The 13,522-nt window shown below is 60.1% G+C and carries 10 protein-coding genes; all 10 read left to right on the forward strand.

Going from position 1 to position 13,522, the window contains the following annotated elements; translation table 11 throughout:
- Positions 1–223 precede the first annotated feature (223 nt).
- The 10 genes from THALAR_RS06455 to THALAR_RS06500 all read left to right on the forward strand — a co-directional run bounded on the left by THALAR_RS06455 (position 224) and on the right by THALAR_RS06500 (position 13,522).
- Positions 224–1,981, forward strand: a complete 1,758-nt coding sequence (locus THALAR_RS06455; protein WP_021100696.1) for a relaxase/mobilization nuclease domain-containing protein — start codon at positions 224–226, stop codon at positions 1,979–1,981.
- 17 nt (positions 1,982–1,998) lie between these two features.
- Positions 1,999–3,993 (forward strand): conjugal transfer protein TraG, encoded by a 1,995-nt coding sequence (locus tag THALAR_RS06460; RefSeq protein WP_021100697.1) that lies wholly within the window; start codon positions 1,999–2,001, stop codon positions 3,991–3,993.
- A gap of 9 nt (positions 3,994–4,002) precedes the next feature.
- Positions 4,003–4,431 (forward strand): ribbon-helix-helix protein, CopG family, encoded by a 429-nt coding sequence (locus tag THALAR_RS06465; protein ID WP_021100698.1) that lies wholly within the window; start codon positions 4,003–4,005, stop codon positions 4,429–4,431.
- A gap of 362 nt (positions 4,432–4,793) precedes the next feature.
- Positions 4,794–7,256, forward strand: coding sequence for an EcoAI/FtnUII family type I restriction enzme subunit R (hsdR, locus tag THALAR_RS06470; protein WP_040817846.1), 2,463 nt, complete (start codon positions 4,794–4,796; stop codon positions 7,254–7,256).
- Positions 7,257–7,259: 3 nt separating this feature from the next.
- Positions 7,260–8,708, forward strand: a complete 1,449-nt coding sequence (locus tag THALAR_RS06475) for a class I SAM-dependent DNA methyltransferase (protein ID WP_021100700.1) — start codon at positions 7,260–7,262, stop codon at positions 8,706–8,708.
- A complete protein-coding gene (locus THALAR_RS06480; protein WP_021100701.1) occupies positions 8,705–10,423 on the forward strand; it encodes a restriction endonuclease subunit S in 1,719 nt (572 codons plus the stop codon). Before THALAR_RS06475 ends, THALAR_RS06480 begins: the two co-directional genes overlap by 4 nt.
- On the forward strand, positions 10,420–11,712 hold the full coding sequence (locus tag THALAR_RS06485; RefSeq protein WP_021100702.1) for an MBL fold metallo-hydrolase: 1,293 nt from the start codon (positions 10,420–10,422) through the stop codon (positions 11,710–11,712). The genes THALAR_RS06480 and THALAR_RS06485 overlap by 4 nt, the downstream gene beginning before the upstream one ends.
- A gap of 282 nt (positions 11,713–11,994) precedes the next feature.
- Positions 11,995–12,930, forward strand: a complete 936-nt coding sequence (trbB, locus tag THALAR_RS06490) for a P-type conjugative transfer ATPase TrbB (RefSeq protein WP_456085427.1) — start codon at positions 11,995–11,997, stop codon at positions 12,928–12,930.
- Positions 12,927–13,253: a TrbC/VirB2 family protein gene (locus THALAR_RS06495; protein WP_021100704.1), complete on the forward strand. Its 327-nt coding sequence runs from the start codon at positions 12,927–12,929 to the stop codon at positions 13,251–13,253. Before trbB ends, THALAR_RS06495 begins: the two co-directional genes overlap by 4 nt.
- Positions 13,253–13,522: a VirB3 family type IV secretion system protein gene (locus THALAR_RS06500; RefSeq protein WP_021100705.1), complete on the forward strand. Its 270-nt coding sequence runs from the start codon at positions 13,253–13,255 to the stop codon at positions 13,520–13,522. Before THALAR_RS06495 ends, THALAR_RS06500 begins: the two co-directional genes overlap by 1 nt.

Below are 13,522 nucleotides of genomic sequence, written 5' to 3' on the forward strand. Positions count from 1 at the left end.
GTCCGGAATGCCCGGGCGCAGGAATGTGCCGGAGAGGGTCGACGCGCAGGGTCTCAACAGAAAGAGCGCGAGATAAAAGAGGTGCCGCAAGCGGACCTCAAGCTGTTGTTTCTCTGCGAGGATTTGCGCGGCACATCCAAGCTGCATGCCGCAGGACTTCATTTAAATTACTGATTTTGCGATATTCTTTGTGCGGCAGCATGTTCTGCGAGCGAGTGCGGCCATGACCCGGCGCGACGACGACCTTCGTATCCGGCCCGGACGTATCCGCGACGGCGGCAGAACCTCAAAGCAACCGACACGTTTCGTCAACGAGGTCATGCGAGCTGCGCGGAAATCCGGACATACCGGCTATCGTATCGGCGCGGGCAGCACGCGCTCCGGCAACGCCGCTTTCGGGCGTGGACGGTTTGCCCGAACCGCCAAAGGTCTGACCCGCACGTCCCGGCGCGTCGTCGTGAAGGCTCGCATCGTACGGCACCAGGGCAAGCGCTTTCGCTCCGCGCCCATGGCCAAACATCTCGGCTACCTGCAGCGCGACGGCGTCGGGCAGGACGGGCGCGACGCAGACTTGTTTGGGCCTGAAAGCAATGATCTCGACCGGGGCGGCTTTGCGGCGCGCTGCGAAGACGACCGGCATCATTTCCGGTTCATCATCTCGCCGGAAGACGCGGGCGATCTCGAGGATCTGCACGCCTTCACCCGGGATCTGATGGCCCGAGCCGAACGGGATCTCGGCACAACACTCGACTGGGTCGCCGTCGATCACTGGAACACCGACAATCCGCATATCCACATTTTGGTGCGTGGAAAGGCCGACGATGGCCGCGATCTCGTCATCTCGCGTGACTACATCAGCCGGGGGCTTCGAGCGCGCGCAGAAGACCTCGTACAACTGGAACTGGGCCCCCGCAGCGCGCGGGAGATTTCCCAAGCGCTCGAAACGCAGGTCACAGCGGAACGCTGGACTGATCTGGACCGGGGCCTACGATCCCTGGCGGACGATCATGCCGGCATCGCCGACCTGCGGCGCGGCACGCCGGAGCCCCGCGATCCGGCGCTGCGCCGCTTGATGATCGGGCGTGCCCAGACACTGGAGAGGCTCGGGCTGGCCGAACAAATCGCCCCTGCCGTCTGGGAGTTGAAACCGAATGCTGAAGACACTCTACGAGAGCTTGGGATGCGCGGCGACATCATCAAACGGATGCACCGCGCCATGGGCGCCGAGCGCCACCGCGCGGCGGTGGATTTCGCCATCGAAGGCACGCCCACCGCGCCAATCCTCGGGCGGCTCGTGGAACGCGGCTTTCATGACGACCACGCCGGCACCGGCTACGCGATCATCGACGGCGTTGACGGTCGCGTACATCACCTACGCTTCCAGGATCTCGATGCGACCGGCGACACACCGCAAGGTGGCATTGTCGAAACCCGGCTTTGGACAGGAAAGACCGACCGAGAACCACAACTGTCGCTTGTCGGTCGTTCCGATCTATCGCTGGCCGCCCAGATCGAGGCGGATGGCGCCACCTGGCTCGACCGCCTGCATCTTGCCCGGGACCGCGCGCCGCTGAGTGGTGCCGGATTTGGCGCAGAGGTTCGCCAAGCATTGGAGCGGCGCGCGGATCACCTAGTCGCCGAAGGCCTCGCCCGACGGCAAGGTCAACGGGTCACCTTTGCCCGCGATCTGCTGGCCACCCTGCGCAACCGCGAACTGGACGCCATCGCTCAAGACCTCAGCACACAAACCGGCCTCCCCCGTTACAAGCCGACCGAGGGCGAGCCCATCGCAGGGACGTTTCGCCAACGCCTCGATCTCGCATCGGGCCGCTTCGCCATGATCGACGATGGTCTCGGCTTCTCGCTCGTCCCCTGGACCCCGCAACTCGAACGCCATCTCGGCCAGACCGTCACAGGCACGATGACGCCCGGCGGCGGGATCGACTGGAGCCTCGGGCGCAAGCGCGGGCTGAGCCTCTGAGCAGAAAGGACATCACCATGAGCCGTCAGGACACGTCATCGGCCACCAAGATCCTCTGGGGCCAGATCATCATCGTCAGCATCGTGGCGCTGCTCTTCGTCTGGGCGGCGACACAATGGGTCGCGTTTCGTCTGGGGTTCCAACCCCAGCTTGGCGCACCTCTCACCGCCCTGTTCGGCCTGCCGATCTATCGCCCGTGGCAGGTCTTCACCTGGTGGTACTGGTACGACGCCTACGCGCCCCGCGTCTTCATGGAAGGAGCCGCGATCGCCGGCGCAGGCGGGATCGCCTCCATTGCCGTTGCGATCTTGCTATCGGTCCTGCGGGCGCGCGAGGCGAGCGATGTGACAACCTATGGCTCGGCCAGATGGGCAGGCCTCAAGGATATCATCGCCGCCAGGCTGTTCGCGGAAGACGGGGTCGTACTGGGCCGTCTCGACAAGCGCTACCTCCGGCATGACGGCCCGGAACACGTGCTGTGCTTCGCCCCCACCCGTTCCGGCAAGGGCGTCGGCCTGGTGATCCCAAGCCTGCTGACCTGGCCCGGCTCCGCGATTGTCCACGACATCAAGGGCGAGAACTGGCAGCTGACGTCCGGATGGCGGGCGCGGTTCGGGCGCGTCCTGCTCTTCGATCCGACCAACGGGGCCAGCGCCGCCTACAATCCGCTGCTCGAGGTCCGCCGCGGCGAGCGCGAGGTGCGGGACGTGCAAAACATCGCGGATATCCTCGTCGATCCCGAAGGCCAGCTCGAGCGGCGGAACCATTGGGAGAAGACCAGCCATTCCCTTCTGGTCGGCGCGATCCTGCATGTTCTCTATGCCGAGAAGGACAAGACACTGGCAGGCGTCGCCGCCTTCCTGTCTGATCCGCGACGTCCCATCGCCGCCACGCTGACTGCGATGATGCGCACGCCCCATCTCGGTGATCGCCCGCATCCTGTTGTCGCTCAGGCCGCGCGCGAGCTGCTGAACAAATCCGAGAACGAACGCTCCGGTGTTCTCTCCACGGCCATGTCCTTCCTCAGTCTCTACCGCGACCCCGTGATCGCCGCCGTGACCCGACGCTGCGACTGGCGGATCGATGATCTCGTCTCGGATGATCGGCCGCTCACCCTCTACCTCGTGGTACCCCCATCGGACATTTCCCGCACGAAACCGCTGGTCCGGCTGATCCTGAACCAGATCGGCCGCCGTCTGACCGAAGACCTGCACAACACCAACTGCAAGCACCGCCTTCTGTTCATGCTCGACGAGTTCCCCGCCCTCGGGCGCCTCGACTTCTTTGAAAGCCAACTGGCCTTCATGGCGGGCTACGGTCTCAAGGCGTTTCTGATCGCCCAGTCGCTGAACCAGATCGAGAAGGCCTATGGCCAGAACAACGCCATCCTGGACAACTGCCATGTCCGCGTCGCATTCGCGACCAATGACGAGCGCACGGCGAAGCGCCTGTCCGACGCCCTCGGCACCACAACCGAACTGCGCGCGATGAAGAACTATGCCGGGCACCGTCTGTCGCCCTGGCTCGGACATCTGATGGTCTCGCGCCAAGAAACCGCCCGCGCCTTGCTGACCCCCGGCGAGATCATGCAACTGCCGCCCGACGACGAAATCATCCTCGTGTCGGGCGCGGCCCCGATCCGGGCGCAGAAAGTGCGGTACTTTCGCGACGCGCAATTGCTGGCGAGAATCCAAAAGCCGCCTATCGTCGAAGCATCTGCAGCAATAAGCACAGCGGGAACCGATGATTGGAGCAGTCTTCAGCCGGTCGCACGGCCTCAGGAAACTGCCACGAACAAGCCCGCTGACGATGCAGATGGCGGCATCCGACGAGAGCCTGAAATCCCAGAACATGAAGATGTGGCGCCTGAGATGCCGTTCCCGCGCGAGGAATTCGCCGCCCTCGAAGACGAACCTGACGACGAGGCCCAACGCGCCCGCGCCATGCAGACCCGGTTCCGCACCGTGGCGCGTCAAGCGGCCCTCGATCCGGATGATGGCATCGATCTGTGAGGTGACGACATGAAGAAAGCCAAGATCACCGCCTATGTCGACGCAGCCCTCTTCGATGAAATCGACGCACTGGCAGCACGGCGGCGCGTCCCCAAAACCCAAGTAGTCGAGGCGGCCCTGGCGTCGTTCCTCTCCCCCGACAGCGCCGAACAGAGCGAGGCCGCGATCGTCCGGAGGCTCGACCGCCTGACAAGGTCGCTCGAGCGGCTGGAACGCGACCAGGAAATCACAACCGAGGCGTTGGCGCTGTTCGTCCGCTTCTGGCTCACGACGACACCCCCTTTGCCGGATGACACCTATTCAGCGGCCAAGGCGAAGGGAAAGGAGCGGTATGGAGGCTTCGTCGAGACGCTGGCGCGGCGGTTGGGCAAAGGCACCACACTGATGAAGGAACTTTCGCGAGACCTGCGTGGCTCGGTGGATGAACATTCCTCCTGATTTAATGTTTCAGGAGCGCTATCGGTAGCTGAACTGCTGAAGCATACTCGGATCGAGATCACCCTACGCGATGCCGTTCAGATCGATTTGCCGCTGCGAGCCGGGGTGAAGGTTGTGGGCGAGATGCTGAAGCCACGGCTGAAAGTCGTGGGTGGTCGCGAGGATGCAGGCTCACTGTCCACCATCGACTTCTGACAGTTAATCCCGTCAACCTGAAGTTTCATCCCGATATGCGCCTGTGCGGCGTTGATTGCGGCCGTTAACCGTTGCCGAACACCTGACTTCCCGTCTAAGGTCTGCAAACTAAAGATTTATTCGATTTGCTGCTCTTGTGGCGTTTCGCGCAGTCGGGAAACATCTCAATGGACAAACGATCACTCAGTGAGCGTGATATTTGCACGAAGTACATAACACCGGCACTTCGCCGAGCGGGCTGGGATGAATTAAACCAAATCCGGGAAGAGGTCAGCTTTACCAAGGGTCGAATAATTGTTCGAGGAAAGTTGGTGAGCCGCGGAAAGGGAAAACGGGCTGATTACATCCTTTCCGTTAAACCGAATATTCCGATCGCGATAATTGAAGCGAAAGAAAATACCCAAGCTATTAGCGCTGGGCTGCAACAGGGTTTGGAATACGCAGAAACGCTGGGGATTCCGTTTGTTTTTTCTTCGAATGGCGACGGCTTTATCCTTCATGACCGAACTGGCATGAGCCCCACTCCTGAGGTCACGCTATCGCTGGACCAGTTTCCATCGCCTGCGGAGCTCTGGGCACGATATTGCCAGTGGAAAGGCTTGTCTGACGATGCTTCTACCGTAGCCCTGCAGGATTATTTTGACGACGGCAGCGGCAAGACTCCGCGCTATTACCAGGTAAACGCTGTAAACTCTGCTATTGAGGCGATCGCAAAAGGACAGGATCGCGTTCTGTTGGTAATGGCCACCGGGACCGGCAAGACTTACACGGCCTTTCAGATCATCTGGCGGCTTTGGAAGGCGGGCCAGAAAAAGCGCATCCTGTTTTTGGCTGATCGCAACGTGCTGATCGACCAAACGATGGTGAACGACTTCCGCCCATTCGCGGGCACTATGGCCAAACTGTCGACGCAAGCCAAAACAATTGAACGCGCGGATGGCACGTCAACTGATTTGACGCTAGCTTTGGACAAGCGTCGCCGGATCGATACCTCATACGAAATCTACCTCGGCCTATACCAGGCGATTACGGGTCCAGATGAAAGCCAAAAGCTCTATAAAGAGTTTTCGCGGGATTTCTTCGATCTGATCGTGATCGACGAGTGCCACCGGGGCAGTGCCGCTGACGATTCCGCCTGGCGGGAAATCCTCGACCACTTCACTTCAGCGACCCAGATCGGTTTGACCGCCACGCCGAAGGAGACTGAGTATGCCTCCAACATCGATTATTTTGGCGCGCCCGTTTACAGCTATTCGCTGAAACAGGGCATCCGCGACGGCTTCCTGGCCCCCTATAAGGTGATCAAAGTTCACATCGACCGCGACGTGCAGGGCTATCGACCCGTGCAGGGGCAACTCGACAGAGACGGCGAAGAGGTCGAGGACCGCATCTACAACATCAAGGATTTCGACCGAACGCTGGTTTTGGACGATCGCACCAAGCTGGTCGCGCAGAAGGTTTCGGAGTTTCTAAAGCAGAGCGGCGATCGGATGGCCAAGACGATCGTCTTTTGTGTGGATCAGGAGCACGCGGCGCGAATGCGGCAGGCGCTCATCAATGAAAACGCCGATCTGGTAGCACAAAACCATCGCTACGTCATGCGTATCACCGGCAACGACAAAGAGGGCCTCGACCAACTTGGTAACTTTATCGACCCAGAAGCGCCCTATCCGGTGATCGTGACAACTTCACGGCTTCTCTCGACCGGTGTCGATGCGCAAACCTGTCGTCTGATCGTCCTCGATCGTGAAGTTGGGTCAATGACCGAGTTCAAGCAGATCGTTGGTCGCGGCACCCGTGTGCATGAGGACACCCAAAAGCTGTTCTTCACAGTCATGGATTTCCGAGGCTCAACGAGCCATTTCGCTGACCCGGAATTCGATGGGGAGCCGGTTCAAATTTACCAACCCGGCCCTGATGACCCGATAACACCACCAGATGATGCCCCGCAGACGGACGATGAAGGCGCTCCCTTGTCACCGGAACCGGATGATGATGAAACCGTGCTGATTGACCCAATCGATCCACTCGACCCGCTTGGTGGCAACACTGGCGGCGGCCCGATCCGCAAGGTTTACGTCGATGGGGTCGGCGCGGTCATCGTGGCTGAACGCGTTGAATACCTCGACGAGAACGGCAAGCTGGTCACAGAGTCTTTGCGCGATTACACTCGCAAGGCCCTGAAACGGCAGTTTGCCAGCCTTGATGATTTCCTCAAGCGCTGGAATGGTGAAGGTCGCAAGCAAGCCGTGTTCGAGGAATTGGCAGCCGAAGGCCTGCCGCTCGGTGTCATCGCTGCGGAACTTGGCAAGGATCTCGACCCATTCGACCTGATCTGCCACATCGCCTTTGACGCAAAACCCCTGACGCGGCGTGAGCGGGCCGAAAGCGTCAAAAAACGCGATGTATTCACTAAATACGGCCCCCAGGCAAAGGCCGTTCTCGAAGCCCTGCTGGAAAAATATGCCGATGAGGGCGTCATGAACCTCGACGATCTTGGCGTCCTGAAGATTGCGCCATTCAGTGGCATGGGAAGTGTGGTTGAACTCGTTCGCGCTTTCGGTGGAAAACCCGGGTTCGAACAGGCCGTTCACGACCTGCAATCTGCCATTTACGAAGAAAGCGCATAACCAATGTCCGTCCGTACCCTCGTCAAATCTATCCAAGACATCATGCGCAAAGACACCGGTGTAGATGGCGATGCTCAGCGCATAAGCCAGCTCTGTTGGATGTTCTTCCTCAAGATCATCGATGATCAGGATCAGGAATTTGAACTGACCAAGGAGAACTACACTTCGCCCATTCCGACGAACCTGCAATGGCGGGCCTGGGCGGCGGACCCGGAAGGGATCACTGGCGACACGCTGCTGGATTTCGTGAACAACACCCTGTTCCCCGAACTCAAATCCCTGCCCACCAATGCAGGCCCCCGCGCCAAGGTCGTCCGCGATGTGTTCGAGGACGCCTACAACTACATGAAATCCGGCCAGCTGATGCGGCAGATGATCAACAAGATCAACGAGGTCGACTTCAACAACCTCACCGAACGCCAGCACTTCGGCGACATCTACGAGCAAATCCTGAACGACCTGCAAAACGCGGGCAACGCGGGCGAATACTACACCCCGCGCGCCGTCACCGCCTTTATGGTGCAGCAGATCGATCCGCATCCTGGCGAGATCATGTTTGATCCGGCCTGCGGCACCGGTGGCTTCCTGACCTGCGCCATGCGCCACATGCGCGAGCATTACGTCAAACGCCCCGAGCATGAGGCGCTTATGCAAAACGCCCTGCGCGCCGTGGAAAAGAAACCGCTGCCCCACATGCTCTGCGTCACCAACATGCTGCTGAACGGGGTCGAAGAACCCGACTTCGTCCGCCACGACAACACCCTCGCGCGGCCGCTGGTCAGCTGGACCCGCGATGAGCGTGTGGACATCGTCCTGACCAACCCGCCCTTCGGTGGCAAGGAAGAGGACGGGATCGAATCCAACTTCCCGACCTTCAAGACCCGCGAAACCGCTGATCTGTTCCTCGCCCTGATCATCCGCTTGCTCAAACCCGGTGGCCGCGCCGCCGTGGTGCTGCCCGACGGCTCGCTGTTCGGCGAGGGCATCAAGACCCGGCTCAAGGAACACCTGATGGAGGAATGCAACCTGCACACCATCGTGCGGCTGCCCAACTCGGTCTTCAAACCCTATGCTTCCATCGGCACCAACCTTCTGTTCTTTGAAAAGGGCACGCCGACGCAGGACATCTGGTATTGGGAACACAAGGTGCCCGAGACGCAAAAAGCCTATTCCATGACCAAGCCGATCCGGCTGGATCATCTGGACGACTGCGCCGCATGGTGGGGCGGGGCCGCGCGCGAGGGGCGCGTTGAAGGCCCGCAGGCGTGGAAGGTCACGGCGGAAGAGATCAAGGCGCGCGGCTATAACCTTGACGTCAAGAACCCCCATACGGTGGCCGAGGATCATGGCGACCCCGAAACCCTGCTGGCCGATCTGACAGCGGCAGAGGCCGAGACAGCTGCCCTGCGCGATCAGTTGAAAGCCATCCTGACCGAGGCGCTGGCGCGATGAAGGACGCCACATTTTCCGCGGCCCGCCTGCTTAAGCTTTACGACCGCATTTCAGACACTGAAGGCGCAATCTCCAAGCTGCGCCACTTTTTGCTGGATTTGGCTGTGCGCGGGAAGTTGGTGGAGCAGGATATTTCCGAGGCCCCGCAGTCAGTTGGAGTTGCTCCACTAATTGACGAAGCGCCATATCGACTTCCATCCAATTGGCGTTGGATGGCAATCGGTGACCAACTCGAACTCCTAAACGGCATGGCCTTCAAGCCGACCGATTGGATTTCCGAAGGGCTTCGGATTGTTCGAATTCAAAACCTGAACAAGCCGGACGCACCATTTAACCATTGCGCACCCGAATTGGCACGAGATCGATCATTGATCGACGATGGTAGCTTTCTGATTAGTTGGTCTGGAACCCCTGGCACGTCTTTCGGGGCATTCATCTGGGATCGAGGCCCCGCAGTTCTTAACCAACATATCTTCCGTTGTGATTTCAAGACGGATGCCTACCGCCCTGATTTTCTGAAGTTGGCAATCAACGGTCGGCTCGATGAAATGATCGAGAAGGCACATGGCGGGGTCGGCCTTCGCCACATCACAAAAGGCAAACTGCAAGCCATGCTAATTGCTGTCCCCCCACTCGCCGAGCAGCACCGGATCGTGGCCAAGGTCGATGAACTTATGGCGCTGTGTGATCAGTTGGAACAGGCCCGCGCGGGGCGCGAGGCGGTGCGGGATCGGCTGACCACCGCCACCCTCGCCCGCCTGACCGCCCCCGAGACGGACGAGAAAACATTGCCAGCAGAAGTGGGAACCGCCCTCTCGTCCGGCAATGCGACCAACTCATCAGCCTTCCAATCCCACGCCCGCTTTGCCTTGCAATCCCTCCCCACCCTCACCACCCGCCCCGACCAAATCAAAACCCTCCGCCAAACCATCCTGAACCTCGCCGTGCGCGGGAAGTTGGTGGCGCAGGACGCGGCGGACGAACCAGCCTCAGCGTTGTTGAAACGGATTGAGGCCGGGTCAGACAGGACCGCTAAGAGGGGAGCGCGCCGATCCAACGAAGAAGACAACAGCGACTTTCCATTCGATTGTCCGAAAGGCTGGGTTTGGACTGTGGTACAGCAAATCCTCGATCCGGAGCGTGAGATTTCGTATGGCGTCATCAAGCTGGGAGCCGAACCGAAGTCCGGTGGTGTTCCAACGCTTCGATGCAGTGATGTTCGACCAGGTTTCATTGATTTATCCGGCGTCCGAAAAGTCAATGAGACGATTGAATCTGAATATGCGCGAACGCGCCTCAATGGCGGTGAAATCCTAATAAATATTCGAGGAACCCTTGGCGGGGTGGCATTGGTTTCCGAAAAGCTTAAGGGGTTCAATGTTGCACGAGAAGTCGCGGTTGTCCCCATTGCCAAAGAAATCGTCCCACAATTTGTAGTTTACCTAATGCTGTCACCATACTTTTGGGACCACATCCAAAGTAACCTTCGCGGGATCGCCTACAAAGGCTTGAATTTGGGAATTCTAAGAAGCCTGCCAATCCCCCTCCCACCCCTCGCCGAACAACACCGCATTGTGGACAAGGTCGATGCCCTGATGGCCCTCTGCGATCAGCTGGAGGCCAGCCTCACCACCACCGCCAAAACCCGCAGCAAACTCCTCAATGCCCTCCTGCACGAGGCACTTGAGCCTGCTGCCGAAACAGCCAACGCATGACCAAAATCCGCGCGGTCCATCAATTCTTCCCGGTCGGTCAGGGTCTGTTTGCTACGGGCTCGGTCGAGTTCTGGCCACCTCAGCCAAGACGGCGACGAAATATCAGTATCCCCGGCCAGTCTATTCCGGCACCGGACGGGCCATACCGTTGGGTTTATGACTGTGGCACTAGTTCGCCTCAGCGGCTGGTCACTAACGCGATCGCTGAACTGAAACGCGATTGCCAAGGTGAGAAAATCGATCTCCTGACCCTGTCGCATTTCCACAATGACCACATCAATGGTGTGGTTGAACTGCTGAACGAGATCGGTGCCAAGACAGTAATGCTGCCGTGGGCACACTTGTGGCACCGCCTGCTGATCGGCTTTGAACAAGGGTTGAGAGCAGAAGACCCTGAGATGTTGTTCTATGTCGACCCAGTGCAATATTTCATCCAAGAAGCGGGTGACGGTTTTGAACAGGTCCTGTTCGTCTTGCCCTCCAACGATGATCGGCCGCCATTCTCGACCGAACCGACCGCAGCCCCCGAACCGCCCGAAGACTTAGACGACCCCGACAAGCCGTCCGGGCCGGGCGAACCCGTTTCATATGGCGATTTAGAAGGGGCATACGGTGACTTGGACCATCGCATTCGGATGCTTCGTTCTGGCAAGGCAATTGTCATCCATGGGGTTTGGGAAATTCTGCCCTACAATGATCCCGCTACAAAACCTGATGACCCATTCGGGTTTGCGTCAAAAGTGGAGTCGCATCGAGGATCGCTGCTGAACGGCAACGAAGACGAACGGCAAAGCGCTCTTGATGACCTGCGGACGCTCTATGAAACGACTTTCGGTCGTGGGGCGGCCATGAACAATGTCAGTCTAATGCTTTATGGCGGTGCAGTTGGCCCTTGGACGGGGCAGAGGATCTGCAATTGCGAATGCTTGTATCACCGACTTATCGGCGCTTGCGGCTGTTGGAAGGAACATGAAACGAGAGGTGCGATCCTGTTAACCGGCGATGGCAACCTGAAAAGTGCCGCGAAGTGGGACAGTTTGGAGAGTTATCTCGATGCGCGCCGGGCAAGACGAACGAGCGTGTTTCAAGTCGCGCATCATGGCGCCCGAGCAAATTGGCATGACGGGCTTGCCGCGCTGATTGCGCCCACAACAAGCGTCTTTAGCTCTGATCCGCGCCATAGCTACGGCCACCCGCATGCTGAGGTGTTGCGCGATTTCTGGCCGTTCCGCCCCGTGCAAGTGGATCAGCATTCGGGTTTCCGGATGCAAGTGGTGCTGGAGCGTTGAAATGAGAGATGCATTTAGCAGGGAGTGTCCTGAACTCTGTGTATCTGGGCCGGCCGATGCGGGTTTCAGATACGGTCAGATGGTGAAGCAATCGTCGACCATTATTGCGAATTGGCTGCGTTTCGTCTTTTCACTGCCTTTACGCGCCACACCCCTACTACGCCTTCACAGCTGTTGCCCGTAGACCAATAGCGGTCTTCTTAATCGGTCTCGTGATCCATCGCGAGGCCAATCATGACCGTTACCCCTTTCAAAACCGAGACGTCTTCCCGCGGCGCACGCATGCTGCGCACCGCCCTTGGGCCTGGCATCGCCGCCTGGCTCGAGGATGTCGGCGTCATCGAGGTGATGCTGAACCCTGACGGGCGGCTCTGGGTTGACCGGCTGGCCGATGGGCTGAACGACACAGGCGCAGTTCTGTCCCATGCTGATGGCGAACGCATCATCCGGCTTGTCGCGCATCATGTCGGCGCGGAAGTCCATCCCGCGGCCCCGCGTGTCTCCGCAGAATTACCGGGAAGCGGTGAACGCTTCGAGGGCCTGCTGCCGCCAGTGGTTTCTGCTCCCACATTCGCCATTCGCAAGCCCGCCGTCGCGGTGTTCACCCTTGAGGAGTATGTCTCCGGCGGCATTTTCCCCCCGGACGCCGCAGATCACCTCCGCGAAGGGGTCACCAGACGGGCCAACATCCTCGTCGCGGGCGGGACCTCGACCGGCAAGACGACCCTGACCAATGCGCTGTTGGCGGAGGTCGCCAAGACCTCAGACCGCGTTGTCCTGATCGAGGACACGCGCGAGCTGCAATGCCTGACCCCCAACCTCGTGGCTCTCCGCACCAAGGACGGGGTCGCGACCTTGTCCGATCTTGTTCGCGCGTCGCTGCGGCTGCGGCCTGATCGCATCCCCATCGGCGAGGTGCGCGGCCCCGAAGCGCTGGACCTACTCAAGGCCTGGGGCACCGGCCATCCAGGCGGGATCGGCACGATCCACGCCGGGTCCGCCATCGGCGCGCTGCGGCGGCTCGAACAGCTGATTCAGGAAGCGGTGGTCACCGTCCCGCGCGCGTTGATCGCAGAGACCATCGACCTGATCGCCGTTCTGTCCGGACGGGGGGCCGAGCGTCGCCTCTCCGAGTTGGCGCGTGTCACCGGCCTGACCGCCTCCGGCGATTACGCCCTCACCCCCCTTTTCCCACCAACACAAGGAAGCCACCCATGACCCTTCTGCCATCCTTTCGCAAAGCCCTTGGCGCAACCGCGCTCGGCCTCGTCGTTTCCGCCCTGCCTGAGCCGGCGCTCGCCGCCGGGTCCGGCATGCCATGGGAAGCCCCCCTGCAAACCATCCTCGAGTCGATCGAAGGCCCGGTCGCCAAGATCGTCGCCGTGATCATCATCATCGTGACCGGGCTGACGTTGGCCTTCGGCGACAGTTCGGGCGGGTTCCGGCGGCTGGTGCAGATCGTCTTCGGGCTGTCCATCGCCTTCGCGGCCTCGAGCTTCTTTCTCTCCTTCTTCTCCTTCGGCGGCGGAGCGCTGATCTGATGGAGAACCCCACCGACATTCCCGGCTATTTCGCGCCGGTGCACCGGGCCCTGATCGATCCGATCCTGCTGGCCGGTGCTCCCCGAACCATCGCCATTGCCAATGGCACCCTGGCGGCCGCCATCGGTCTTGGCCTCAGGCTCTGGCTTGTTGGCCTGCTCTTCTGGCTCGTCGGCCACCTCCTCGCAGTCTGGGCCGCGAAGCGAGACGCACAGATCGCTGAAGTGGCGCGGCGGCATCTCCGTTACCCGTCCTGGTTCGGGGTCTGA

It is taken from the genome of Litoreibacter arenae DSM 19593 (assembly GCF_000442275.2).
Taxonomy (GTDB): Bacteria; Pseudomonadota; Alphaproteobacteria; order Rhodobacterales; family Rhodobacteraceae; genus Litoreibacter; species Litoreibacter arenae.

Bases quoted from the DNA above. Each gene is read 5' to 3' on its own strand.
- THALAR_RS06465 (WP_021100698.1), top strand. From the start codon at position 4,003: ATGAAGAAAGCCAAGATCACCGCCTATGTCGACGCAGCCCTCTTCGAT.
- THALAR_RS06455 (WP_021100696.1), top strand. From the start codon at position 224: ATGACCCGGCGCGACGACGACCTTCGTATCCGGCCCGGACGTATCCGC.
- THALAR_RS06460 (WP_021100697.1), top strand. From the start codon at position 1,999: ATGAGCCGTCAGGACACGTCATCGGCCACCAAGATCCTCTGGGGCCAG.
- trbB (WP_456085427.1), top strand. From the start codon at position 11,995: ATGCTGCGCACCGCCCTTGGGCCTGGCATCGCCGCCTGGCTCGAGGAT.
- THALAR_RS06485 (WP_021100702.1), top strand. From the start codon at position 10,420: ATGACCAAAATCCGCGCGGTCCATCAATTCTTCCCGGTCGGTCAGGGT.
- THALAR_RS06500 (WP_021100705.1), top strand. From the start codon at position 13,253: ATGGAGAACCCCACCGACATTCCCGGCTATTTCGCGCCGGTGCACCGG.
- THALAR_RS06495 (WP_021100704.1), top strand. From the start codon at position 12,927: ATGACCCTTCTGCCATCCTTTCGCAAAGCCCTTGGCGCAACCGCGCTC.
- THALAR_RS06480 (WP_021100701.1), top strand. From the start codon at position 8,705: ATGAAGGACGCCACATTTTCCGCGGCCCGCCTGCTTAAGCTTTACGAC.
- hsdR (WP_040817846.1), top strand. From the start codon at position 4,794: ATGGACAAACGATCACTCAGTGAGCGTGATATTTGCACGAAGTACATA.
- THALAR_RS06475 (WP_021100700.1), top strand. From the start codon at position 7,260: ATGTCCGTCCGTACCCTCGTCAAATCTATCCAAGACATCATGCGCAAA.